Source organism: Hyphomonas sp. UBA4505 (assembly GCF_002388685.1).
Taxonomy (GTDB): domain Bacteria; phylum Pseudomonadota; class Alphaproteobacteria; order Caulobacterales; family Hyphomonadaceae; genus Hyphomonas.
Map to the genome: position 1 here is coordinate 1 of NZ_DGMZ01000012.1, position 24,082 is coordinate 24,082.

Here is a 24,082-nt window from a genome sequence, read left to right on the forward strand (position 1 = left end):
CAAATTACCTGACGACGGACACTCTTCGCTAAGCTCGATACCGACGCAGTCGCGATCCATTTCATTGCAAACCACTCCGGTAGTTCCGGATCCAAAAAACGGATCGAGCACTCTATCGTTAGGTCGGGACCCCGCAGCAACGCAAACTCGGACGAGAGCACGAGGGTAGACTGCAAAGTGCCGCTCTGGAAACGGTTCTGTATTAATGTTCCAGACCGTTCGACGGTTCTTCAATGGTTTCTTCGGATCCGATGCTGGCTCTTTAACCGCCTCCCAATCGTAATAGTATCTCTTCGACTTCGACAGCAAGAAAACGTATTCGTGGCTACGTGTCGGTCTATCTTTAACGCTCTCAGGTTGGCAGTTCGGCTTATTCCAAACAATTTCTGTACGTAGATACCAACCGTCCGCCTGGAGGGCGAAAGCAAGTCTCCAAGGAACACCAATCAAATCCTTCGGTTTTAGGCCTTCCGGTGTCGGAGCTCTGTAGCTCATGGCGCGACCTTTGTTTTTTGCATCGGAAGCGCGCCACGTTCTTCCGCCTGACGTGTAACTATCTCCAATATTTAGCCATAGCGTTCCATCATCCGCTAAAGTTCGGCGAGCCTCCCTGAACAGCGCCACCAAATCCGCTATATAATCTTCAACTAGTAGTTCCGCTCCAATTTGACCATCAATGCCGTAGTCTCTCAGCCCCCAATAAGGAGGCGAGGTAACGATGCATTGAAAATGTCCTTCAGGAAAACCCTCGAGAATGCTGCGAGCGTCACCAACCAGAATTTGTGCGCGATTATTCAAGCTGAGACCAGTGTCAGGCTGATCCACCAAAAACAGATCCCGCAGTTTGCGTGATGTATTGTCCATAATTTCCGTCCTCGTAAAAAGGATAGGGGAAGCCGAACGAGAATGTAAATGTCTTCTCGCATGTTCGCCTAGTTCGTTTGAATTCGATCTTAGCAAGTAGAAAAAAACCGGGAACATATGGCAAATAACGATTGCCGCGACACGATATGATTGAGGCTTCGGAACTCGAGCACTTATTGTCTTCGACACTGGAGGCCGGTTTGCATTCAGTCACACCGCTGGATAACTCGTGCCGCCGAGCATTATCTCAACTAGTCTTTTCTCCAACGAGGTTTTCCGGGGTGTCCGCAGTCGGCTCGATGTCCAGACTATAGCGGACGATTCTCTTTTGTTTCGTTTCCACCAAGCGCGCCCAGAATACGATCTACCATCTTCCAAGTCGCCTCATCACCTTCAATGGGTTTGTTACTCGCTAGCTCGATACGCAACCGGCGCGGCGAAGTTCGGACCGTGACATAGATAGCTGTTTGAACATAGTCCAATCGCGAATGCGAAGCGGGACAATGGGAATTGGACAGCTAGCCACTGGTAGTTATTTGCCGAATCCGAAAGTGATAAAACGAGTGACGCTAATCCAGCAGAAGTGGTGTCGCGCCAGCTGTCCTACAATATTCGCTTTTGGCGTCCTACACCTCAAAACGGCGCCGGACTACTACATTGTTTTAATTGAGCAAATTGGAATCAGACGGTTGCTGGCGGAGAGAGAGGGATTCGAACCCTCGGAACCCTTGCGAGTTCACTAGTTTTCGAGACTAGCCTATTCAACCACTCTAGCACCTCTCCGCGGAGCCTGTGGACGGTTGCCTGCACTATATAATATGCGCGCCACATGCAAGCACCTGAAATCGCCTGAAGATGACATTTGACAGCGCGCCCCGATTGGTGTTTACCCGCCGCTTCGAGCGCGGAACCGGCAACGGCTTCGCGCGCAATTCATTTCGCTTACCATTCCGGAAGGACGAGACCCATGTTCGCGGTCATCAAAACAGGCGGCAAGCAGTATAAAGTCGCGGAAGGTGATACGATCACCGTCGAAAAGCTGGATACTGAAGCCGGTAAGGACGTAACCTTTGAAACCGTGCTCATGCTGGGCAATGGCGACGACGTAACTGTTGGCGCTCCCCTGGTTGACGGTGCAAGCGTGTTCGGTGAAGTCGAGGAGCAAACGCGCGGTGACAAAGTCATCATTCGCAAGAAGCGCCAGCGCCAGACCTATCGCCGTACGCAAGGCCACCGCCAGCACCTGACGGTCGTCAAGATCACTGGCATCAGCACCGACGGCAAGAAGCCAGCCAAGAAAGCCGCGCCAAAGAAGGCCGCCGCTCCAAAGGCCGAGACCCCTGCCGCAGAAGCTGCTGCACCCGCAGCCAAGCCGGAAGTCGATTCCCGCGGTCGTATCGCCAATCTCGAAGGCAAGCCGGACAATCTGAAAAAGATTTCAGGCGTCGGCCCGGTTCTCGAGAAAAAGCTCCACGAAGCTGGCATCTACTTCTTCTGGCAGGTCGCTGCCTTGAAAGAAGAGCAGATCACTGAGCTGGAAGAAGAAATGAGCTTCCCAGGCCGCATCACTCGCGATGAGTGGATCAAGCAGGCCGAAGAATTCGCCAAGGACGCATAAGGGCGCTATAAGCCCTTTATAGAGGATCGGAGCAAAGCATGGCTCATAAGAAATCAGGTGGTTCGTCCCGTAACGGCCGCGACTCAAACCCGAAATATCTTGGCGTCAAGAAATTTGGCGGCGAGCACGTCATTCCGGGCAATATCATCGTGCGCCAGCGCGGTACGCAGAAATACCCAGGCAAGGGCGTCGGCATTGGCCGCGACCACACCCTGTTTGCGCTTTCCGAAGGCAAGGTTGAGTTCACGCGCAAGACGGGCGGCCGTCTCTACGTGAATATTGTACCGGTCGCGGAAGCAGCAGAATAAGCGGCTGACAGCGCGGCCGCGGGATACGTGGCCGGATCGCTTCAGACGATCAGTTTCCAAGGGGAGGCAGGCCACTGCCTCCCCTTTATTATGTCCTCCCCTGCCCGCTTGGTCTTCATGGAGGGAGTTACGGCATGAGTACGCAAATCACGACCGACCGGCTGGTCCTGCGCCCGGTGGAGGCCAGCGACGCGGCACGGATCGCCGATCTGGTCAATGATCCGAGAGTTTACCGCATGGTGGCGCGCATTCCCGCGAACCAGACGGTGGCTCAGACGCTTGCCTGGATTGCCGGTCACACTGCAGGGCGTGGAGAGAATACCAAGCACCCCTATGCGATTGTCGAGAACGGGGAATTGGTAGGCGTGACCAGCGCGCATCGCGACAGCACCTGGTTGCCCTTCGAGATCGGATACTGGCTCTCGCCGGACCGCTGGGGCAATGGTCTCATGACAGAGGCCACCGAGGCGCTTGTGGGCTGGCTGAAGCAGCGCGGCGAACGCGGCTTTGTGTCAGGCTATCTGGATGATAATCCGGCCTCGGGCCGCGTTCTGGAAAAACTGGCCTTCATGAAGGCAGATCGGATCAAGGTCTTCTGCCTTGGTCGCGGAGAGATGGTAGGCCACGTCAATATGGCGCGGATCGACTGAAACACGTAAGAGTACAGACATGAAATTTCTCGATCAGGCCAAAGTGTTCATCAAGTCCGGCGGTGGCGGCGCGGGCTGCGTCTCATTTCGCCGTGAGAAATACGTCGAGTATGGCGGTCCGAACGGCGGCGATGGCGGACGCGGCGGCGATGTCTGGGCGGAAGCTGTTGAGGGGCTGAATACGCTGATCGATTACCGCTACCAGCAACATTACAAAGCCAAGCGTGGCGGCCACGGCATGGGCAAGGAGCGCACCGGCGCGGGCGGCGATGACGTCGTGCTGAAACTGCCTGTGGGCACCCAGATATTCGAAGATGATCAGGAAACCCTGATTGCGGACCTCACAGAGGTCGGCCAGCGCGTCCTGCTCGCCGTTGGCGGCAATGGCGGCTGGGGCAATACACGGTTCAAGTCTTCAACCAATCAGGCACCACGCCGCGCCAATCCCGGCGAGGACGGCGAGGAACGCTGGATCTGGCTACGCCTGAAACTGATCGCGGATGCAGGCCTGCTGGGTCTGCCGAATGCCGGCAAATCTACCTTCCTGAGCGTTGTAACCGCCGCGACGCCCAAAATTGCCGACTATCCCTTCACGACGCTGAACCCCGGACTTGGCGTGGTCGATCTGGGGCCTGGCAGCCGGTTCGTGCTGGCGGACATTCCCGGATTGATCGAAGGTGCCGCAGACGGGGCTGGCCTCGGCCATCGCTTCCTTGGCCATGTCGAGCGCTGCAAAGTGCTGCTGCACCTGATCGATTGCACCCAGGATGATGTGGCGGGCGCCTACACGACCATTCGCCACGAGTTGGAAGCCTACAGCCCTGAGCTGGCCCAGAGGCCGGAAGTGGTCGCATTGAACAAGATCGACGCGCTGCTACCTGAACAGGTCGAGGAGCAACTCGCAAAACTGAAGGCCGTCTATGATGGCGAACCACTGCTGATCTCAGGGGTGACCCGTGTCGGCGTGAAAAAAGCCCTTTCGGAGATCTCTCGCCACCTCGGACTCATAGCTGAGGAAGAGAATGCCGGCGAAGACGCCGACTGGACGCCGCTTTAGTGGTGGTGATGCGGCTCGGTATTGAATCGTCCGCACTTGCCGCACTTCACGATCACGCCGTGCGCATCGTGGTGCGCCACGTTGACCAGCAGCTTGGTCTTGCACGATCCGCAGCGATAAGTCTCATCGCCGCCACCTTCGCGGGCGGGCGAGCCAGCAGTGTGTTCCACCACATCGGCGCCTTCGGCCTGGGCAGGGGTCAGCAGGATCATGTCGAATTGGGGCATTGCAGAAAACCTCGTCTTTTCAACTGTCGTGACGGTCAATCGCCCGGCTTGTCAACGGCTTCATTTTCGCTTCCGGCATTTGCCGCAGCAGTGTATCGCTCCGCCAGATGATTGAAACGCCTTTTGCTTCTGCCAAGCGTATCGTGGTGAAGACCGGCTCTGCCCTTGTCGCAGAGCACGGCCAACCGCGCCATGCCTGGCTGGAGAAACTAGCATTCGATATTGTTTCACTGCGTTCCAGAGGGTTTCAAATCATTCTCGTTTCGTCCGGCGCGGTTGCATTGGGTCGCAAAAGTGTTGGCAATTCTGTTTCAAACCGTCTCGACCAGAAACAGGCCGCCGCCGCGATCGGCCAGCTGCGCTTGATGTCTGCCATCGGCCAAGCCTTCGAGCCGCATGATGTCACCATCGGCCAGGCACTGCTGACGCTTGGCGACACCGAAAATCGCCGGCGCTGGCTGAACGCGCGCGCAACCCTCGAGACCTTGCTGGAATCAGGCGTGGTGCCGGTCATCAATGAGAATGACACGGTGGCGACTGACGAGATTCGCTATGGCGACAATGACCGGCTGGCCGCGCGCGTCGCCCAGATGATGGGCGCGGATGTGCTGGTGCTCCTGTCGGATATTGACGGCCTCTACACGGCGGATCCGCGCACCCACCCGGAGGCAACGCATATTCCCCGCCTCGACCAGCTGACCGCCGAACATGACGCGATGGCGACCGGCGCGAATGCTGATGCCGGTGTCGGCTCTGGCGGCATGGCAACCAAGCTCGCCGCCGCGCGAATTGCGCATGCGGCCGGCTGCTCCACGCTGATCACGCTCGGCAATCGGGACCATCCCCTGCTTGCCATCGGAGACGGCGCGCGCGCGACGCTGATTTCCGCCGCCACCACGCCCGCCAATGCCCGCGCAGCGTGGCTGGCAGGACATCTGACACCCGAAGGCTCAATCGAACTGGACGAAGGCGCTGCCAAGGCCCTGCGCGGTGGGGCGAGCCTGCTGGCCGTGGGGATCACCGCCGTCACGGGCACTTTCGAGCGCGGGGCCGCCGTCGCCCTGAATGCGCCCTCCGGCCAGATGGTCGGCAAGGGCGTCACCGCCTACAGTTCGGGCGAGATCGCCCGAGTTATCGGCCGCCATAGCGAAGAGGTCGAGGCGATCCTCGGCTATCGCGGCCGCCCGGCCATCGTCCATCGTGACGACATGGTTCTGCTCCGCTAGCCCCGCCCCGATGCACGACATTCGCGCCGCCACCCTGGACGACATCGCAGCGCTGACAGACCTGGAGCTTGCCTTTCCGGAGGAAGACCGGTTTTCGCGACGCACGTGGCGGCGCTTGCTGAGCGGGAATTCGGCAATCCTCGTATCCGACGGAAAGGATGGCCTGACCGGTGCAGCTGTCCTCCTGTTCCGCCGCAACAGCAAAGCCGCGCGACTCTATTCCCTGTCCGTCGCAGAAGCTGCGCGCGGCACCGGGCTTTCCGACCTTTTCCTTGAAAAATGCGAAGACATTTCAAAGCAGCGAAGCTGCGATACACTCAGGCTCGAAGTGCGCGAAACAAATAGCCGCGCAAAGCGTCTTTACGAACGCCATGGTTATCGCGTAATGGCGCGCGCCGCAGGCTATTATCCCGATGGAGAAGCCGCACTTAGATTAGAGAAGCCGCTGGCCGGCGTCTCGAGAGAGGATCAATGACCGATTGGGTCGTACTCGTAGAATCCGCCAACGACATCTCTCAGGCTGAGACGCCTCACAAGGTGCTGAAGGTATCAGACTATATCACCAAGCCGGCGCTTTTTTCCGGGCGACGGCCCTACATCCTGAATCTCTGCCGGTCCTATGGCTACCAGTCAGAAGGCTATTACGCCTCGCTGCTGGCCGAAGCGCGCGGGCACCGGGTCAGCCCCAGCGTCCAGACCATGGTGGAACTATCGGCCAAGGGACTCTACAGGCACGCCCTGCCCGATCTGGGCGAACGCCTGCGCGAAGCCCGCGCCAAGGGCGCGCCGGAGATCGAGCGTCTTTTCGTTGCCTTTTCCAAGCCGGAAACGCCAGGTTATGAGCGTCTTGCCCGCGAGGTCTCCGACTGGTTCCGCGTGCCGGCGCTTGAAGTCGAACTGGACCCGAAATCTCCGCACGGCATTGGCCGTGTCCGGATGGTGCCGCCTCACAAGCTGAAAGGCGAACGCCGGGACTTCTTCCTTGAGGCAATGCAGGCTTACACAAGCGGGCGCATCAGCGAGCCGAAGTCCAAAGCCCCCGCCAAATGGGCGCTGGCCGTGCTGGTCGATCCGCATGAAAAGACCGCGCCGTCGAAGCCCTCCTCCATCAAGCGCCTCGCGGATGTCGCTGCCAAGATGGGCGTTGAGGTTGAGACAATCGAACCATCGGACCTGACCAGTCTTGCCGAGTTTGACGCCCTGTTCATCCGCGCCACGACCCAGATTGATAACTACACCTACAAGTTCGCCCGACGCGCCGAACAGGAAGGCATGCCCGTCATTGACGACACGCAATCCATGATCCGGTGCACCAACAAGGTCTTCCTGAAGGAGATCTTGGAAAAGGCTGGCTTGCCTATTCCACACACGCTCATTCTCGATGAGAAGTCTGACCTTGCCGCCGTGTTCGAGACCTTGGGCAATCCAGTCGTGCTGAAGACGCCAGACGGTTCCTTTGGTACCAATATGGTCAAGGCACGCTCTCTCGAGGAACTCCGCGCAGGCGCAAAGCAGATGTTCAAGGACACGGCCCTGATCATTGCTCAGGAATTCATTCCGACGAAGTTCGATTGGCGTATCGGGGTCCTCAATGGCGAACCGCTCTATGCCTGCCAATACCGTATGGCACGCGGCCACTGGCAGATTGTGAAACATGGTCCGGATGGCAAGACGAGCGAGGGAGGCTTCACCACTTTCCCGGTCGAGGATGCACCACCAGACGTGGTTGACGCCGCCGTACGCGGCGCGCGCCTGATCGGCGATGGCCTCTATGGCGTGGACCTGAAGGAAACCGACCAGGGCGTCGTGATCATTGAGATCAATGACAACCCGTCGATTGACCATGATGTGGAAGGCGCCATCCTGAAGGACGAGCTGTGGCGGCGGATCATTTCCTGGTTTTCCACGCGGCTCGAAGAGCGCATGGGCCGGGTCGCCTGAGACCTAGAAGCGGAACGCGCCGGAGATCAGCGAGTCATACCGGTCCTGCGTGAACGGCACATATTGGCGCCGGTCGGGATGGTACATCCAGATCGGGTCATCGACCATGTCCGGATTGTAGCCCTCTTTCATCAGTTCCACTTTGCGATACTTCATTGTGCCGGTCGTATCAGGCTCGCGCTGGATACGAATAAAAATCGGGATGGCATAGGCGGGCAGGCTTGAAGACAGCTCATAGTGCAGGCTTTCGAAATCGACGTCGCCACTCAACGTAACCGCCGCCATGCCAGCCTTACCTTCTGTCCCCGGAATTTCGACCCCATAGACGTTCGCCGTGGCAATCCCGTCAGCGCGGATCATCGCATCGCTCACTTCGCTGGTGGAGACATTCTCTCCCTTCCAGCGGAACGTGTCGCCAACCCGGTCAACGAAGTAGACATAGCCATTTTCGTCCTTGCGCATCAGATCCCCCGTCCGGAACCATTTGTCTCCGGGTTCAAACACGTCCCGGAGAATCTTCTTCTCCGTCGCCTTCGGGTCATGATATCCCGCGAACTCGAATTCGGTATCCGCAATACGCCCCAGCATTTCGCCAGGCTCATTCGTCTCCGCGCGGATCACGAATCCATCGTCGCCGCGAACGACGTCTTCCGTTTCGAGATCAAACTTCACGAACTCGACATGGTCAAACCGCGCCTTGAGCCATTTCGGAATGCGCCCGACCGCGCCCACGGTGCCGTCAATGCTCATCAAATTCACATTGCCATCCGTCGCGGCATAGAATTCCACGAGATGCCGAATGTTGAACCGCTCGCGAAATTCCGTCCAGATTTCCGGGCGCAGGCCGTTTCCGAACCCTGTTTGCAGCCGGTGCGCCCGCTCCTTGGGGTGCGGCGGGCGATTGAGGAGGTAGCGACACAGTTCGCCAATATAGACGATCGAGGTGACGCCTTCATCAACCACATCATCCCAGAAGGCGCTGGCCGAGAATTTCCGGCGCAGCACGATGCTGGCGCCGCTCATCATGGCCTGGCCGACGCCGCAAATGCCGCCCGTCCCGTGATACAGGGGCAGCGTGATGTAAACCCGGTCCCGCGGGCCGGTATAGCAAGGCGCGATAAAGGTGCGCAGCATGATCTGAAGGCGGGAATTCGTGATCCGGGTTGCCTTGGGCATGCCCGTCGTGCCGGACGTGTAGATCAGAAGGCACATGTCCTTGCCGCGCAACTGCGCGCGCAATTCGCGCGACGGCCGTTCCGACGAGAGATTGGGCATCATGGCCGCGATGTCTTCGCCATGGGCGCCGCCCAGGGTCCAGACCTTCGGGGCATTTTCCATTCCAGCCGTGACGGAACAGACCGCACGGTCCTGATGCGGGCCGGTAATCACATGAGTGGCGTCGGAAATGGCGAGGCAATGTTTCAGTGACTCCCCTTCCAGATGCGTGTTCACCAGGGCGGTGACGACGCCAACCTTGGCGAGGCCGACCCAGATCGCGACATAGTCCGGGCAATTCTCCATGCAGAGCGCAACCCGGTCGCCGGCTTTCAGTCCGTGCGCCAGCGCCCAATGGGCAATCCGGTTCGCGGTGGCATCGAATTCGGCATATGTGGTGAGCTTGCCTTCAAACCGAAACGCGATGTTCCCGGCATGCTTGTCGACACTCTCCTCGAAATCGTCCGCAACGAGTTGCCGGGAGTCCGGCGTAACGTCGCCGATCAGCTTGTGCATCCGGATCGCCATGCGTAAAAAATCGAGATCACGCTTCATTTGCGAGAAGGAATCGCGAAACGGGACGGCGGCAGGAAGAGCGGCGGGATTAACCATGATACCTGCCAATACCGGAATATGGTGAACATGTTGTGACCAGAGAAAGGTGGATTGGACAGGAATCGCGCACTTGCACAGTTTGCATCCACGAATGCCTCTGCTAGCTGCTGATCACACGATTTGGAGACCACGCATGACCGACCCTGTTGGAGACCTTCTGTCCCTGCTCGATATCGAGCGCCTGGAACTGGACCTGTTCCGCGGCCAGAGCCCGGATGAGCGCGCCAGCCAGCGGGTTTTCGGCGGTCAGGTCATCGCTCAGTCGCTGGTGGCGGCCTACCGCACCGTGCCGGAAGACCGGACATGCCACTCGCTCCATGCCTATTTCATCCGTCCCGGCGACCCGAAAGTGCCGATCATCTACCAGGTTGACCATTCCCGTGATGGCGGCAGCTTCACGACGCGGCGCGTGGTGGCGATCCAGCACGGAAAACAGATTTTCAACATGGCGGCGAGCTTCCAGACCGACGAGGAGAGTTGGGAACACCAGCACAAGATGCCGGAAGTGGACGGCCCCGACGGCCTGAAGGATCTTCGCGAACGCCGCCTGGAAATCGCCGACCGCCTGCCCGAGGCCCTACGCGAGGATTTTGCCCGCGAACGCGACATCGAAATCCGCGACGTGGCTCCGCTGGACCTGATCCATCCCGAAATCGCAGACGATCACCACAATATCTGGTTCCGGGTCAGCCGCCCCATCGACGTGCCGCCGGCGCTGCACCATTGCCTGCTGGCCTATGCCTCCGACATGGCCCTGCTCAGCTCCAGCTATCGCCCGCACGGCATTACCTGGCTGAACCACAAGGAATTGATGTCGGCCAGCCTGGATCACGCGATGTGGCTGCATGGACCCATCAAATTCGATGAGTGGCACCTCTACTCCATGGACAGCCCATTTGCCGGCAAAGGACGTGGATTCAATCGCGGAATGATCTTCAATATGGCCGGAGACCTCGTGGCAAGCGTTGCGCAAGAGGGTCTGGTGCGACGCTTGCGCACAAAAGACTGAATTCACAGCCGAAAGGGGCTTGCGCCGTGGCGCGACCCCATTATTACGGGAGTCCGGAGCGTAGCGCAGCCTGGTAGCGCATCTGGTTTGGGACCAGAGGGTCGGAGGTTCGAATCCTCTCGCTCCGACCATTCACTTTCTTAGCGGTGAGGTTCATCATGCAAGCGCGTATCTACAAGCCCGCCAAAAGCGCGATGACCTCCGGCAGAGGCAAGACCAAAGCCTGGATTCTCGAATTCGTGAACAATGACGCCAAGCGCTCGGCAGACCCCCTCATGGGCTGGACCAGCATTGACGACACGTCCGGACAGATCCGCCTTTCCTTCGAGACGCAGGAACAGGCGATCGAGTATGCCAAGAGCAAGGGCCTGACATTCACGGTTACGCCATCTGAAGAGCGGAAACGGCTTGTAAAGTCCTATAGCGCTAACTTCGACGCCAATCGCAAGCAGCCCTGGACACACTAGGATGCCCGCCGGCCACGATCCGGCCCCGTAGCTCAGCTGGATAGAGCACCCGACTTCTAATCGGACGGTCGCAGGTTCGAATCCTGCCGGGGTCGCCATGTTTTCAAGGCATTAGCGACCACCGGCGAAACGTTTTTACAGAATTTTTACGCGAAAGTTCGTGATTAGTTCCGAATCGCGATTACTGTGCTAGACTCAACCCGCTGTTATCGAGGGATAAGTCGTTGCCCACCGAAAGTATTCAACAAATAATCTATATGCTTGCGGGTATGTTTGGCTTCACAGCCACAATTTGGGCCATATCTCTTCCAGCCATTCGAGAGAAACGGTCAGGTTCTGTCCTCTTTTCCTTTGCTCTATGGATGATTCTCGCAGCAATGGTTCTAACCTTCATAGGATTGGTTATTGAAGTTGGCGATCTTGATGCCTCAACCGCTGAAGAGATACCATATGGTTACAGGCTCGTAACAAAGAGTCTTATAGTCGCGATGTTAGTAACTGGGGTGGGGGTTGCCGTTTCGCTGAGTGAATTAAGTAAACCGCCGAAACCTTAGCCGCCTTGTTTCGCTCTAAACCGCTCAATCGCGGCGACCACGACAGACCGTCGCGAAATGTAGCTTCGGCGAATGCGGCTCGATTTGCCCGTTTGCCAACCCATGATTTCATCAATCTCACGATCTTCGAAACCGCGCGACATCAACAGCGTTGCAAACGTTCCTCGGAGATCGTGAAGCCGCTTCCCTTCAGCGACCCCCGCCTTGTCCCTCGCGCGCTCTACAGCCATTGAGAAGCCGCGCGCGGTGAAGGGTTTGCCCCATTGGTTCGTGATAACCGTCACTGCCGTCTTTGGGCATTCTGACAGGATTGCGCGCGTTTCATCGAATATTGGAACAATCTGGGAAACCTTGGTTTTATTGCGCCGTCGTTCAATGCAGTCGCGACCGACTTCATCCCAACGAAGCCCCACAAGATCACCACGGGCCAGGCCGGTAAGGGCCGCCAATCGGAAAGCCCGCGATACGTGAGGATGCATTTCGCCCGCAACCGCTTCGATTTCTTCGGGCGTCCAGATCACATCGGACCGGTCAGCCTTGTATAGCGAGGGGACGTGTGAAGCGGGGTTCGTCGCCACCATACCCCGTTGAAGTCCCCAAGCCAGCACACGCGACAAGACTTGGATCGCGTACTTGGATTGTCGAGGTGAATAAGCCCACTGATCGCGCCATTTCATCACTTCACCGCGCATTCGTGGGTCGGAAAATAGGCGAAGCGACGCGCTTCCAAACTGTTCAACAGCCCGGTCGGTCCATCGCCGGTACTCGCGGCGGCTGGCATCCGCCAAACCGGTGAATTCCGGCGATTGAAGGTAGGCCACAACCAGCGCAGCAAATGTTTCGGCAGGTGGCGCGTGTCGGTCTTCATGCGCCTTGTAGAATTCGGAAATCGCTTCGGACGTCAGGGGTGGCTTGCGCTCCCCTGCCCCGTCCATGATCTTTGGACCGCCGCGCCAGGCATAGACGTACCAGCGCAACCGCCCGTCTTTTTGACGGTACTTTACGAAATGGACGTTCTTCAGTTCGGGCGGCTTTCCTGCCATGTGGCAAATTCATCCTTCGGCGTTGCCGACTTGTCAAACACAACGATACTGCCGTCAGGCTCAATGCGGAAACCAGAAACGTCCAATCCGGCCGACCTCGCGGCTTTCACGACGCGCTCAATCTGGGATTTGGTCGGCAGTCGTAATCGCACGTGTTTCATCGTCTTGGCAGTCCATTGACCAGGTCAGATCGAATATCACTCCCCACGGCTTCCACATGAATTTCGTGACCGCGTTCAGCCCAATACTGCCGGATTGTCTCCGCGCATTTCTCTGTATGAGCGCGCACGGCTGGGGTCATCCGCGATTGCTTGCGCTTCAAGCGGTCAGTGACTTCAGCCTCAATTCTGGATCGCTCATAGGTTTGGTGCGGTCCAATTTCGATAGCTGACCATTGCCGCTTTTTCGCGAGCCGATAGAAGCCCTGCACCGTCATGCAAAGCGCTTCGGCCGCTTCCGCCGACGTCAGGCGATCACTCTGCATTATCGGAAGTCTCTTCGTCAGTTGGAAGCTGCTCAATCGCCTTCACAAGTTCGGCCAAGCAGTGTTCGAAAACAGCGTTGTATTCCGCGATCTCGTCGGCGCTCATTGGTGTGTCGCCTTCCGTGAGTCTCGAAGGGTAATTTCCGTATCGATAGCGGTGTGTTCCGCGCGGCACCAAACCAGGAGTGCAGCAAGGTCAGCCGCGCTTGGAGACTTGCCTTCATCGGTGCACCGTTTGGCTTTTCGCGCACGTTTTACAATCCGTTCGGGCGGCAAATTCAACGTGTCTTCAAGAAGCTTCCCAGCCGCGACACCGTCACGGTTGAGGCGCTTGAACAGTTGCGTTGCGATAATCTGACCCGCGCAAGTTTGCATTCGTTCCGCAGCGATTAGATCAACGTCTGTCAATTCGCCGAGGCGTGACGGGTCATTGTCGATACGATCAAACATCTTCACCCCCACTTCTTGGTGCGGATGACCCGGCAAGCGTCACTGGCTTCAAATATTCGTCGCCGTCTTCAATCATCTGTTCGTTTTCGGCGCGTAGAATGTCGTTAGCGCTGTAAATGCCGATTTCGCGGCCGATCCGATACGCGGCAAACCGGTCCTGCATGTTCCCACGCAATAGGCCCCTCAGATCGAATTCCACGATGTAGTTGCGGCGACCTTCAGGTGTCAGCAAACACCGCATAATGGCTTGTTCGAGCCGTTCGGCGAGCGGCTGAAGACAATTCGTCACCAGGGCTTGGGAGTCCGCCGCTGCGCTTCCGTAAGAAACGCTGTCACGAATACCCACCGCCCCGCCGGGAACCCCGAAGATACGCGCGGTATCTTCGTTGGACAGTTTGCGCGATTCCAGAAACTCCGCATCGACGGCCGAAAACGAAACGCCTTTCCAAGACATGCCTTCTTCAAGAACCATCGGGCGGCCCGTTTTGAATGGTCCGGCCCCTTGTTCCATCAGGGAATCTCCAATATTCCGCACGGCTTCTGCCCCTAGTTTCCCAGGGTGTTCCAAAACTCCCGCTGGACGCAGACCATTGGATGCAAGGTTTTGCGCAGTCTCACTCTCACTGATCGCGCGACTCAAGACTCCCCGCGCAATAGCGATTGGAGAGTTCCCAAGAAGTCCGTCGTCAGACGAAGCGCGAACATGCAGCATTTCTTCTTGCAACAGGATAGCCGGACCCCGTGCGTTTGATTGTGTGACGCGATAACGAAGCCGACCACTTTCGAGACGCTCAACCGTCACGGCAGAACTTGGAATCGGCCAAAGCGCTGAAACCTGCCCATTTCCATTCCGTTCAATTCGAGCATATGCGTTGCCGGTCAGGTCTAGTTGTCGAACCAGAAATTCTTTCCCTTCGAACGCGGTCATCAATGGGTTGAACAAGTCTCCCAAGACCAGGGCAAACGGTCCATCGGTTACGCGTTCCTTGTCCCCATTGGGTTTGCGTCGATACAGTTTCAGAGGCATGGCTGCGAGCATTTCCGACCGAATAGCAACGCACCGGGTTGCAACCGCGACGTTCGATAGTACCGCGCTTGGTGAGGCGTAAGAAGCGGGTCGCAATGCACGCCCCCATGCATCCGGTGCGAAAGCAGGATTGTAGTCGCGGCGCTCAAAGCCGAACGCGTTCAGAAGTCGGGTAAACATTAGCGACCTCCCAATTCCAGGAGTGAAATACGGCGCGCAAGATCAGATCGACCGGCTAGCGCCGCTGAACGCGCGGTGACAGTTGTTTGCGGATAAGCTGGCCAGGCGTTCACAATGGAGATTTCGCGAAGGTCGATGGCTTCTAGCGTCCGCAACGACCCCTGCCATGCATCCCGCTTGACCATGAAGCCAAACGACGCGCCGCCAAGCGAACCGGCGTCAGCAAGTGCAAGCACATCGTCGGCAAGGCTTGTCTTCGGAAGGGCGGCGATTTCGAAGTGCAAACCACGCGTATCTTCGGCCAGTTTCAGCGAACCGTTGCGAGTGCGCGCAAGTAGCTTCGACGCGTCATGATCGACTAGAGCTAGTTTGTCGCCTTCACGAAGGGAGTCGGCAAAAGCCCCCCGCAGGATCACTTCGTCGAAGTCGTCAATTCGGGTGCGCTGATCGAACACGGCGGCGTAACCTTCGAGGGTTCGGCCCCGTGCCCTGATTTCCAATTCCGCAGCGCGGCGTTCAAGTGTCTGTGTCATGATTAAATCCATTGGTGGCAAGAATGGGGGCGACGGCCCGAAACAGCGGTCAATGAAAGGAAGAAAACATTCCCGCAAACCACCGCCCCCATGCCGCGCGGCGAACTCCAACCGCGCGGCAATCCTTGATTAAGAGGCGGCTGGAATGTCCGTCGCAGCGGTGAACGATTCCGTGTGGCGAACAGCAACGTCAGCCGTCAGGAGCGCGCGCACTTGCGTGTTGCCCTTGCTGTACGGAACCGCCGCATAAGGGTTCGCCAGCAAGTCGACACCAGACCAATAACCCACAAGTAGGCTGGACCAGTCGCCGAAGATCGCGGAACCCACGGCCGGGGAACCAAGTGACCCAGGAAGCGACGTGGTCGACGCGGCTGAATAGCCTGCCAATTCGTTCGGACCGTCCATGATGAACCCGCCCATACCGTCCGTTGCGGGCGACCCGAATGACAGCTTCGGCGTGCTGCGAAGGGTGCGTACCGCGCCGGGATTGACTGCCCAACCGAGACGGCCGGTTGCCGCGTTTGCCAGTTCGATGTTGGCAATCATGCCAAGCACTTCCGACCAGGTCGGCCCACCAAGAGTCCCAAGACCGGAACCGGCAACTAGCTGGGTAATGATACCATCGGGTTCATTCGAACCACCGCCGACCAGCGCGGCCGCGTCCAGCGCAACAGCAAGCGAAGCGGCAAAGTCGCGGCGAATGAGTTGTTCGATGTCCGGGGAAGACTGAAGTAGCATGTTGCGGCTGAATTCCGTCAGCGCGCCGACGTGTTTCGGAGACATTGTCACCTTGTCCCAATCGCCATCAGCGGATGTAAGCGCGCCATTCTCAGCGACCCATTCCGCGCCCGCAGATGATGCGAGTTTCGGAATTCCTACATTGCCTTCAAGACCGGAAAGCGTTGTCGCTCCAAGACGCGCCGTAATCAGGTTTGCGCGGAGTGCATCGATATAGTCTTGCGGGCGTCCGTCTTCGAAGACCAGGCCAGCACCGTCACCGGCGGACGTCACAACGCGTTGTTCCATGTTTGGATTGCGTTGAACGCGGAATACGGAATCAGGGGCGAAGATACCTTGGGCTTTGCGGCCTGAACGGTTTTCGATTTCCTGCGACACTTCCAATTCGCGACCGGCATCGACACGAAGCCCGGAAGCATGAGCAAGTGCGCGTGTGAGGCTGTAGCGCGACGCTTCGGTTTGGAAGTCTCGCGTACCAACATTCAGCGGCGTCGCTTCCGCAGATCGTTCCAGGTTGTCGAGGGTTTTCGCGCGTTTGATTTGGGAGTCGAGACCGTTCACTTCGGTTTCAAGAGCATCGAAGCGAGTGCGTTCTTCGCCAGACAAGTCACGGGATGCTTTGTCGGCTGTGGTTTGAAGAGATCGCATTTCCGCAATCTTCACGGCGCGCTGCTCAAGTAGTTCAGGGAGTTTCATTTGCTTTTCCTGTTTCGGACCTAGCGAACCATTCGCTGGCAGTGACAGAAAAATCTCACAGTGGAGAAATCGACTTCCGGACACAGGGTCCGGTACTAGGCGAATAGACGGCGTGCCGTTCGCGTGCTCTCAGTCAGCAGGTGTTGAACACACGCACAACACTGGCCCAAATGGCATGTTATAGTGTAACATTTTGGGGTTTTAACCTGCGCGCACTTCTTTTTGATTATGCCGCCGGTTTCCGCTTTGCTCTCTTCTAAACAAAAGGGGATATACGGAAGGTCTTTCAGTGATCAGTCTTCGTCAGTACTTTCTAGTTGTTCACCCAGCCGCATTTCCGGTTCAAACAACGCTTGTAGTCCTTCGTACTCCCCACGCAGTTCGGATTCGAGGTGCATAGCCTCTTGCATGTTACCTGCATCACGCTGCCCAAAGTATCTTCCCGTTTTCAAGAACCAACTCCGCATGCTGTCTGATACTTCATCACGAAACAAAAACTCTGCGGCACCAACAGCTTTCTTAAATTCCCGTTCCATAGCTAAGGATGGTAATTGGTTCTGCGAAAGCGCAACATCAAACCAATCGTGAGCTACCGCATAGACTTCCGCGCGGTTCTGATAAAGTTCGGATCTCAACTGTTGTTGCTGCAGTTGGTATTGATCAGCGGCTATCTCAGACTGACGCTTAAGAATTCGGACCTGCATTATCCCTACAACAATCGCCCCCAAGACTGCTAGAAGCCCCATGAACGCTTCCCATGAGAATGAGCACCATTCGATACCACACATAGTTCACCTACCTTTTCGAATACACTCTGTTGCGCCCCACTGCGCGACCCCCAAAGGTCGAGAAAGCAACCAGCGATGATCAGATCATGGCAGGTAGCATCCGAGTGAGGTCTTATTTAGTGTGTCTCTGCTTACGCTGCTTCTCGATTTCTCGATGATCAGATCGAATATCGAAATAGATTGACGCGAGCCCAATTGAGAAGAGAGCACAAACTGTTGCTCCCCCACCAAGTAGAAGTATCGCGGACAACCCAGCATTTACATTGGTAATGAGCAAAAATATCAAAACTATACACATTAGGATCAGCGGGAAGACAAGCACTGACCAGAAAGTCACACCGCTGAGAATAGTTTTGAGTTTGCCAGTCACTGCTTCACCGCTTTCCTATTCAGATCCTTCAACCTTATAACAACGGAGTGTCGCGGAAACCCTAGCGCTTAGTCAGACGGCGGCTCATTAGTTCGGACTGACCATATTTGAATGAAAAGGTCTCACTTACATCGTACCAACCGGCATGATGATTACTGCCATGATTTGCACCCAAACAAGAGCACTCGCAGATATGACCCTTTGCATCACGACAAGCAGGTGCGCACTTCATCATTGGGCGGTGAGGCTCGATTATATAAACCGCCCCGAACCTATCCAAGCATTTGTCGACGAGCTGATTGAACCAAGAAGCAGGCACTTGCCAACGATTTTGGGGTTTGTTCCACTCAGGTTGATGCCCTCTATCAGGACGCATCCACTCGCGATTCCCTTTGAGATAAGGTAGACGCACCCAAATCGGGGGGCTTCTACGCCAAATCACCGGAACACTTTTTTGCGCCCAAACCGTCTGCCATGACATGCTCACGCAAACTCCAATTCTACACATGAATCAAATAGAGCATCACTCCGAAATGTTGATAATTCATTCTACCAAAGATTTTGTCCAGCGCCGCCTCCAAATCGCTACTTAGCGCGCCAGGATTGGCTCGAACCAAACTTGGGCAATTTGTCCTTTCATACTCATTGTAAAGACGGAACAATTCTGGTAAGTGTCCAAACGCGCGCGGTGCTAAGCATCCTGCGAAGCAGCCGCGCTACTCAGTACACTTGCCAAATCTTGTGCGCGCTGAATCTCAAAAAATTCAATAAAATCAATGCATCGTGTAAATTATTAGCGCACAAATAGCGATTTGTGCAGCATTGTGCGCCGTGTGACGTTGTTTTCTTTAAATTTTTTAGATTAGAGCTGGGCTGGGACAGCCGCAGCAATTTGAGACTCACACCAACGCTTGGCGTCGGCCAGGCTGGGTATCACACCCAATACTTCGAATTTGGTTTTGCCAACGCGCTTCGATACGGTCCAACCCGTTTCGTCTTCAGCGGGGAACAGCGAATAGAAGTGCCCCGCATAGTCGAGACACCATCGCGCGCTGTTCGTGACGTACCAACCGTTCGGCGGGTTTACCGGCCGATCCCGAACAGGCTTTCGAGCCATCGAAGACCAGGCGTCTTCAACAGCATCGGGATTATTCGTTAGGCGCAAGCAGCAACGCTTGCAAACCATCTTCCGATCATGCGTAACGTATACAATCGCGGGGCGCGTTTTCAGGCACCCCTGACACAAAATGCGATGGGGGGGCTTTACATGAAAGACGTTGATCTTCATGCCGCGCGCTTTTCCTCTCGCGCAAGGGCGGCTTGTAGTTCATCAATCTTGAAGCGACATAGCGCTAGATACACATCGGATTCGCCACGAACCGTGGCGGCGTCATAGCGCTGATTCAGTTCATCCAGCATTTTCCGGATTAAGAGGCAACGTGTTGAGGGGCTCGTCATGCCCTATTCCTAGGGCAAGCTATGCTCATGATTCCGGAGTCTGAGTCCGGCTACTTTATCAATGCTTCCAAGTTGGTTCCCCGGAACCATCCTTCGAATGTTCCAAACACGGGTAACGGATCGGGCAACACGTTTGAGTCTCTAATTCGCTGTGCCAAGATTTCCTTGTCGTCGTCGCCTGCATAGCAATCAACCAAGATTTCGTAAGATTCTTTGAGAACGAAGTGCTTGGTTAGCATTTTGCCATTCGGGTGCCCATCAAGAATGACCAATTCAAAAAGAGGCTTCAAAACGCTACAGTATCTTGCGTGCTGCTCTTTGATCCGATTGTTGGCTTCTGCACGAAAATCTTTGGGGTCAGCGGTCGCCCAACTCGTTGCACCTTCCACGTAGCGAGAAAGCGAATAATCGTCGAAACCGGCTTTCTGAATCCAACCTTCCAAGCGCGGTGAAAGTCTCTCGTGACCCAGTATGCCACCGCTTTGCTTTTCATCACCGATCAGGGCGCGCCGAGCATTTCGGGCAAGCCACCGCGCAATCGGTCCGAATGGAGCATCAGTTGGTTCAGTGACAGACATGTTAGACGGGACGTCCAACTTGTTCTTTTCTGCAATCCGATCCCTATTCGTTGGCATTGTACCGTGTTCCTTTCACTAAATTAACTATGCATAGAACGTGCCAATCGTGCATCGCCGTGCCGTGCAGAGAATATCAGGGGGAAACGCTGCATTAGTTGTGCATAGTCGCATAGGCGATCTTGGAATGCTCATTGTCGGCAATCATGCTGAACCTCATGACACGGCTTCCCACTATCAACGAAATAGAGAAACGCGGTGAGATCATCGATTTTCGAGTTGTCTGCTCGAATCCTCGATGCAGGCACCAGGCTGACCTAGCGCTATCGCTCTTTCGCTCAACTGACACCGTAGTTTCGATTTGTGACCGTGTAGTATGCTCCGAATGCGGTACGAAACGACCCGCAGTTCATCCCCATTGGAAAGCGCGAAGTTGGCTCAAACCCCTCGCCTGAATTTTTACATAGCGACCGTAACACATTGAAATCATTCGAATTGATTTCGGATATTTTACACAGTCGGACATTGTTTTCATTGAACTATCGCCCGACTTCTAATCGGACGGTCGCAGGTTCGAATCCTGCCGGGGTCGCCATTCCTGGCGCGCGGCAGAATGGCGTTCCCCAAAACGAGGCAAGCCCCCCAGAGGCTGGAGGGCTTGCTCAAAATAATCGCTACTGTCAGGCGCTAGTTCGCCGCTGCGCTATCCAGTTCCTTGGTCAGCTGTTCTTTCAGGTCGCGCTTGATGAACTTGCCGCTGGCATTGCGCGGCAGTGCAGTGAGGAACCAGACATAACGCGGCACCTTGTGCTTCGCCATGATGCCCGCGCAATGCTCACGAAGGGTAACGGCAGCCAGGTCTTCGCCCGGTTTCAGCACGACGGCCACGCCGACCTCTTCGCCCAACCGGTCATCCGGTACGCCGAAGACGCTGCACTCTGCCACGGACGGGTGACGATAGATCGCCGCCTCGACCTCGGCGCAATAGACGTTCTCGCCGCCGCGCAGCACCATGTCTTTCTTGCGGTCCACAATAAAGATGAAACCATGCTCGTCGATCCGGGCAATGTCGCCGGTATGCAACCACCCATCGGTAATCGATTCTGCCGTCGCCTCAGGTCGATTGATATAGCCTTTGATGACCGAAGAGCCGCGCACCCACAGCTCGCCAACTTCGCCCTGCGCGACGGTCTCACCAAGATCATTGACGCACTTGGCCTCGAAATTGGGCATGGCCGGGCCAGCGCTGTCGGGCTTGTCGATGAAGAAGTCGGCCGCAACAGATGTGATGATGCCGCAGGTTTCGGTCATGCCGTAACCGGTATTCGGCCGGGCGGTTGCCACCGTGGAGTCGATCTTTTGAACAAGGTCCGGCGGCAATTGCGCGCCGCCCCCGCCCAGCGTTGCCAGGCTGGACGTGTCTGTCTTTTCGAAGTCTGGATGGTTGATCAGTTCGCGGGCCATGATGGGGACGCCGCTCATCGCCGTGACCTTCTCGATCTCAACCAGTTTCAGCGCCTCGCCCGCGTCCCAGCGATACATCAGCACGATCTTGCCGCCCGCAGCGGTAATGAGATACGCGGCGCAATTGTTCGCCGTGACATGGAAGAGCGGCGTCGTGATCAGGCCAACCGGAACCGGCGCTTCTTCGGGTGGCATTTCCCCCGTGGCGCGCGCGGTCGCGAGTTGGGTGGAAGCCCCCGCAAATGCCATGTTCAGCAAGTTGGACACACAGCCCCGATGGGTCAGCTGTGCGCCTTTCGGGAAACCGGTCGTGCCGGATGTATAGAAGATGCACGCATCCGCGTCGGGGTCGACACTGACATCCGGCAATGCGCCGCCATGGGCCAACACGTCTGACCATTGGATGACAGGCGATGGCGCATCCGGCGCGCGTACACCGACGATCTTCATCTTGTCGGCCGCGCCGGAAATGGCGAGCACCCGCTCCAGCCGCTCTGAGTCCGCAAACAGGATCTTGGGCTCGGAGTCCTTTAGCGCGTATTCCATTTCCTCAGGTGTCCACCAGGCATTCATGCCAACCACGGCAATTCCAACCGAGACACAGGCCCAATATAGCAGCATCCATTCAGGATAGTTGCGCATGGCGATCGCCACACGGTCGCCGGGCTTTACGCCCTGGTCAAACATCCAGGCGGCGGCCGACGCCACATCGCGATGTGCATCCGCATAAGTCCAACGCTCATCCTGGTAGACCAGATAGTCGCGTTCGGGGAATTGGAGCGTCGACAGCCAGACTTCCCGCACACTGGGCGGGGCGTTCTTGTAGACGCGGAGCCGGTTGCCCAGAACTTCGGCCTCGACGATCTCGAATTCGCCGCCGGGGCCTGTCAGTTCTTCCCGTGCTTTCAGGAGTTCGGTGTAGTGCATGTTTCCTCCGGATCGTTTTGTCCGATCATACACGGTGTCGCTACGTCACAAAGACCGGACGCTGGGGCAAGCCTTGCCCGTTTTACCTGAACTTTCCTCAGCTTAGGGCTCGATTGTGACAATCACCCGTTCATAGCGTGTCAGCGATGGCGTTCCCTTATCGGTGACTTTCACGATGAAGTGCGCAATTTCCGTCTGTTCCACCTCCGGCAACTGGAACCAGATATCGAAATCATTGACGGCGTGCCCCATGTCTATGGGCGCCTCCAACGTCCCCGCTTCGGCATAATTGAACCAGTGATAGCTGAGGCTGTCGCCATCCGGATCATACGTACCAGACGCATCCAATCCGATATGCTCTCCGGACTTCGCGGTGAGCTGGCGCGCATGAGCCAGTTTCACGACCGGCGGATGGTTCGCGTCTTCATAGGATGAAATGGTCCAGTCCATGCGCGCAGCAAAGTCACGCTGGAGGTCGCTTCTCCACCGCAGCAGCGTGACATGATTGTCGTGATAGGTTTCCTCTGCAGGGCCAATCGCCCGACCATCCTTCTGCGCCACCCAAGGCGTGTAGGTGTCGGTCGCATTCGTCCAGATCGGGCGCGGTTCCGGGTCCAGCGGCACACCGCCCGAACCAAGCTTTCCGGGACCGACACCGATCTCATCCGCACTCGGCGTATAGAGTTCGTACCGACCACCCCAGCCGCCCCAGTCCGGACGGTCCGGCACGTTGAGCCCGTTCGGGATCAGGGAGAGATAGGCAGGTGTATCGCCTTCCATACCCCAGACCACGTCCGGATAGCGCGCGCCAAGCGGGCCATGATCTTGCTGGATGTTTTCGGCTATCCACTGATTGGAAATATGGTCCTCGAAGCCGGGAAAGCCACGCGTTATAGCGGTCCAGGTGGAGCGGCCATACTCGCCCGGGCTGACGATGTAAAACAGGCTCGGAAACTCGCGGCGCATCCAGATGCCGCTATCGTCCTGATCTGAAATTGTATAGACACGGAGTTTCGAGATCAGGCGCGCAGCCTCTGCGTCGCTCTTCGTTTCACGGACATCATGCAGCGCCTGGGCCAGCGTGTTCGCGCCACCCCAGACGGAGATCCACAGTGGCCGGTCATCCTCGGCTTCCAGTAGACGAATGATCGCGTCCGAGCCTTCTGTCGATTGCCCGGTCCCCACGCTGGCCATGCCATAGCCCGGCTGACCGCTCATCACGAGGTCCTGCAGCTCGGATTCCGTCGGATAATCCGGCGCGTGCTGGCTGAGCGTATCGTAGACCTCGCCATACTTTCCAAGTGTCGTGCGGATGGAATCGGGCCGAATATCCTTTTTCTTCCAGATCGACGTGGTCGCCACCAGCGCCTCGATGTCGATCTCATTGGAATAGAGCAGGAGACGGATCAGCGATTGGGTGTCGTCCGGATCGGCTTCCATATCCGTCAGGATCACGACGCGGTGCTTGCTGGCAACAGCGCGACTCGCCTGCTCGCCGGTCGGCTCTGTCGGGGCGTTCTGTCCCGTCGCGCTACACGCCCCAAGCAATAGACACGCCACCATTCCCGCCAGATTCCGCACCAACATGTTCAACTCCC

The 24,082-nt window shown here is 56.9% G+C and carries 26 protein-coding genes and 3 tRNA genes; 12 read left to right on the forward strand and 17 right to left on the reverse strand.

Annotated features, from left to right (window positions below; genetic code table 11):
* A partial coding sequence (locus B3527_RS09070; protein WP_290479658.1) for a DNA-methyltransferase occupies nt 1-864 on the reverse strand: 864 nt, incomplete at its 3' end.
* A 693-nt stretch (nt 865-1,557) separates the two neighbouring features.
* A tRNA-Ser gene (locus B3527_RS09075) sits at nt 1,558-1,647 on the reverse strand.
* Nucleotides 1,648-1,831: 184 nt separating this feature from the next.
* On the opposite strand from B3527_RS09075, the gene B3527_RS09080 reads away from it, so the two are divergent.
* The 4 genes from B3527_RS09080 (at nt 1,832) to obgE (ending at nt 4,497) form a co-directional block, all read left to right on the forward strand.
* Complete coding sequence (locus B3527_RS09080; protein WP_034811278.1) at nt 1,832-2,482, forward strand: 50S ribosomal protein L21; 651 nt, start codon at nt 1,832-1,834, stop codon at nt 2,480-2,482.
* Between the two features lie 38 nt (nt 2,483-2,520).
* Entirely contained in the window at nt 2,521-2,790 is a 270-nt protein-coding gene (gene rpmA / locus B3527_RS09085; protein WP_034811276.1) for a 50S ribosomal protein L27, read from the forward strand.
* A 134-nt stretch (nt 2,791-2,924) separates the two neighbouring features.
* Nucleotides 2,925-3,440 (forward strand): GNAT family N-acetyltransferase, encoded by a 516-nt coding sequence (locus B3527_RS09090; RefSeq protein ID WP_290479659.1) that lies wholly within the window; start codon nt 2,925-2,927, stop codon nt 3,438-3,440.
* 19 nt (nt 3,441-3,459) lie between these two features.
* The gene (obgE, locus tag B3527_RS09095) at nt 3,460-4,497 is read left to right on the forward strand and encodes a GTPase ObgE (RefSeq protein ID WP_206990977.1); all 1,038 of its coding nucleotides are present in this window, start codon (nt 3,460-3,462) and stop codon (nt 4,495-4,497) included.
* Here obgE and B3527_RS09100 read toward each other — a convergent pair.
* The gene (locus B3527_RS09100) at nt 4,494-4,724 is read right to left on the reverse strand and encodes a hypothetical protein (protein ID WP_290481455.1); all 231 of its coding nucleotides are present in this window, start codon (nt 4,722-4,724) and stop codon (nt 4,494-4,496) included. The two genes, obgE and B3527_RS09100, sit on opposite strands and share 4 nt — an antisense overlap.
* 107 nt (nt 4,725-4,831) lie before the next feature.
* Between B3527_RS09100 and proB the strand changes: the two genes are divergently transcribed.
* From proB to B3527_RS09115, 3 genes are read left to right on the forward strand one after another with little or no spacing between them, the layout of a single operon-like run.
* Nucleotides 4,832-5,950, forward strand: a complete 1,119-nt coding sequence (gene proB, locus B3527_RS09105) for a glutamate 5-kinase (protein WP_290479660.1) — start codon at nt 4,832-4,834, stop codon at nt 5,948-5,950.
* Nucleotides 5,951-5,960: 10 nt separating this feature from the next.
* Nucleotides 5,961-6,425: a GNAT family N-acetyltransferase gene (locus B3527_RS09110; protein WP_290479661.1), complete on the forward strand. Its 465-nt coding sequence runs from the start codon at nt 5,961-5,963 to the stop codon at nt 6,423-6,425.
* The gene (locus B3527_RS09115) at nt 6,422-7,891 is read left to right on the forward strand and encodes a RimK family protein (protein ID WP_206990980.1); all 1,470 of its coding nucleotides are present in this window, start codon (nt 6,422-6,424) and stop codon (nt 7,889-7,891) included. Before B3527_RS09110 ends, B3527_RS09115 begins: the two co-directional genes overlap by 4 nt.
* A 3-nt stretch (nt 7,892-7,894) precedes the next feature.
* On the opposite strand, the gene B3527_RS09120 is transcribed toward B3527_RS09115, so the two are convergent.
* Nucleotides 7,895-9,718 carry a long-chain-acyl-CoA synthetase gene (locus B3527_RS09120; protein WP_206990981.1) on the reverse strand — a complete coding sequence of 608 codons (1,824 nt, stop codon included), beginning with the start codon at nt 9,716-9,718 and terminating at the stop codon, nt 7,895-7,897.
* Between the two features lie 136 nt (nt 9,719-9,854).
* On the opposite strand from B3527_RS09120, the gene B3527_RS09125 reads away from it, so the two are divergent.
* From B3527_RS09125 to B3527_RS09145, 5 genes are all read left to right on the forward strand, one after another.
* Nucleotides 9,855-10,730, forward strand: coding sequence for an acyl-CoA thioesterase (locus tag B3527_RS09125; RefSeq protein WP_034811262.1), 876 nt, complete (start codon nt 9,855-9,857; stop codon nt 10,728-10,730).
* 54 nt (nt 10,731-10,784) lie between these two features.
* Nucleotides 10,785-10,861: transfer RNA gene (locus B3527_RS09130), tRNA-Pro, on the forward strand.
* 27 nt (nt 10,862-10,888) lie between these two features.
* Nucleotides 10,889-11,197, forward strand: a complete 309-nt coding sequence (locus tag B3527_RS09135; RefSeq protein ID WP_034811260.1) for an ETC complex I subunit — start codon at nt 10,889-10,891, stop codon at nt 11,195-11,197.
* A 21-nt stretch (nt 11,198-11,218) separates the two neighbouring features.
* Nucleotides 11,219-11,295, forward strand: a tRNA-Arg gene (locus B3527_RS09140).
* Between the two features lie 126 nt (nt 11,296-11,421).
* On the forward strand, nt 11,422-11,751 hold the full coding sequence (locus B3527_RS09145) for a hypothetical protein (RefSeq protein WP_290488447.1): 330 nt from the start codon (nt 11,422-11,424) through the stop codon (nt 11,749-11,751).
* Here B3527_RS09145 and B3527_RS09150 read toward each other — a convergent pair.
* From B3527_RS09150 to B3527_RS09210, 13 genes are all read right to left on the reverse strand, one after another.
* Entirely contained in the window at nt 11,748-12,794 is a 1,047-nt protein-coding gene (locus tag B3527_RS09150) for a tyrosine-type recombinase/integrase (protein WP_290479662.1), read from the reverse strand. The genes B3527_RS09145 and B3527_RS09150 overlap by 4 nt on opposite strands.
* Nucleotides 12,770-12,955: a hypothetical protein gene (locus B3527_RS09155; protein ID WP_290479663.1), complete on the reverse strand. Its 186-nt coding sequence runs from the start codon at nt 12,953-12,955 to the stop codon at nt 12,770-12,772. Before B3527_RS09155 ends, B3527_RS09150 begins: the two co-directional genes overlap by 25 nt.
* Entirely contained in the window at nt 12,952-13,278 is a 327-nt protein-coding gene (locus B3527_RS09160) for a hypothetical protein (RefSeq protein WP_290479664.1), read from the reverse strand. The genes B3527_RS09155 and B3527_RS09160 overlap by 4 nt, the downstream gene beginning before the upstream one ends.
* A gap of 102 nt (nt 13,279-13,380) precedes the next feature.
* Nucleotides 13,381-13,728 carry a hypothetical protein gene (locus tag B3527_RS09165; protein WP_290479665.1) on the reverse strand — a complete coding sequence of 116 codons (348 nt, stop codon included), beginning with the start codon at nt 13,726-13,728 and terminating at the stop codon, nt 13,381-13,383.
* Nucleotides 13,721-14,935 (reverse strand): phage portal protein, encoded by a 1,215-nt coding sequence (locus tag B3527_RS09170; RefSeq protein ID WP_290479666.1) that lies wholly within the window; start codon nt 14,933-14,935, stop codon nt 13,721-13,723. Before B3527_RS09170 ends, B3527_RS09165 begins: the two co-directional genes overlap by 8 nt.
* Nucleotides 14,935-15,468 carry an HK97 family phage prohead protease gene (locus B3527_RS09175; RefSeq protein WP_290479667.1) on the reverse strand — a complete coding sequence of 178 codons (534 nt, stop codon included), beginning with the start codon at nt 15,466-15,468 and terminating at the stop codon, nt 14,935-14,937. The genes B3527_RS09170 and B3527_RS09175 overlap by 1 nt, the downstream gene beginning before the upstream one ends.
* 129 nt (nt 15,469-15,597) lie before the next feature.
* Nucleotides 15,598-16,902, reverse strand: coding sequence for a phage major capsid protein (locus tag B3527_RS09180; RefSeq protein ID WP_290479668.1), 1,305 nt, complete (start codon nt 16,900-16,902; stop codon nt 15,598-15,600).
* Nucleotides 16,903-17,195: 293 nt separating this feature from the next.
* On the reverse strand, nt 17,196-17,648 hold the full coding sequence (locus B3527_RS09185) for a hypothetical protein (RefSeq protein ID WP_290479669.1): 453 nt from the start codon (nt 17,646-17,648) through the stop codon (nt 17,196-17,198).
* Nucleotides 17,649-18,922: 1,274 nt separating this feature from the next.
* On the reverse strand, nt 18,923-19,225 hold the full coding sequence (locus B3527_RS09190) for a hypothetical protein (protein ID WP_290479670.1): 303 nt from the start codon (nt 19,223-19,225) through the stop codon (nt 18,923-18,925).
* Between the two features lie 119 nt (nt 19,226-19,344).
* A complete protein-coding gene (locus tag B3527_RS09195; RefSeq protein ID WP_290489774.1) occupies nt 19,345-19,518 on the reverse strand; it encodes a hypothetical protein in 174 nt (57 codons plus the stop codon).
* Nucleotides 19,519-19,568: 50 nt separating this feature from the next.
* On the reverse strand, nt 19,569-20,096 hold the full coding sequence (locus tag B3527_RS09200; protein ID WP_290479672.1) for a hypothetical protein: 528 nt from the start codon (nt 20,094-20,096) through the stop codon (nt 19,569-19,571).
* Between the two features lie 684 nt (nt 20,097-20,780).
* On the reverse strand, nt 20,781-22,484 hold the full coding sequence (locus B3527_RS09205) for a class I adenylate-forming enzyme family protein (RefSeq protein WP_290479673.1): 1,704 nt from the start codon (nt 22,482-22,484) through the stop codon (nt 20,781-20,783).
* A gap of 102 nt (nt 22,485-22,586) precedes the next feature.
* Nucleotides 22,587-24,071: a DUF1593 domain-containing protein gene (locus B3527_RS09210; protein ID WP_290479674.1), complete on the reverse strand. Its 1,485-nt coding sequence runs from the start codon at nt 24,069-24,071 to the stop codon at nt 22,587-22,589.
* Between the last annotated feature and the right edge of the window lie 11 nt (nt 24,072-24,082).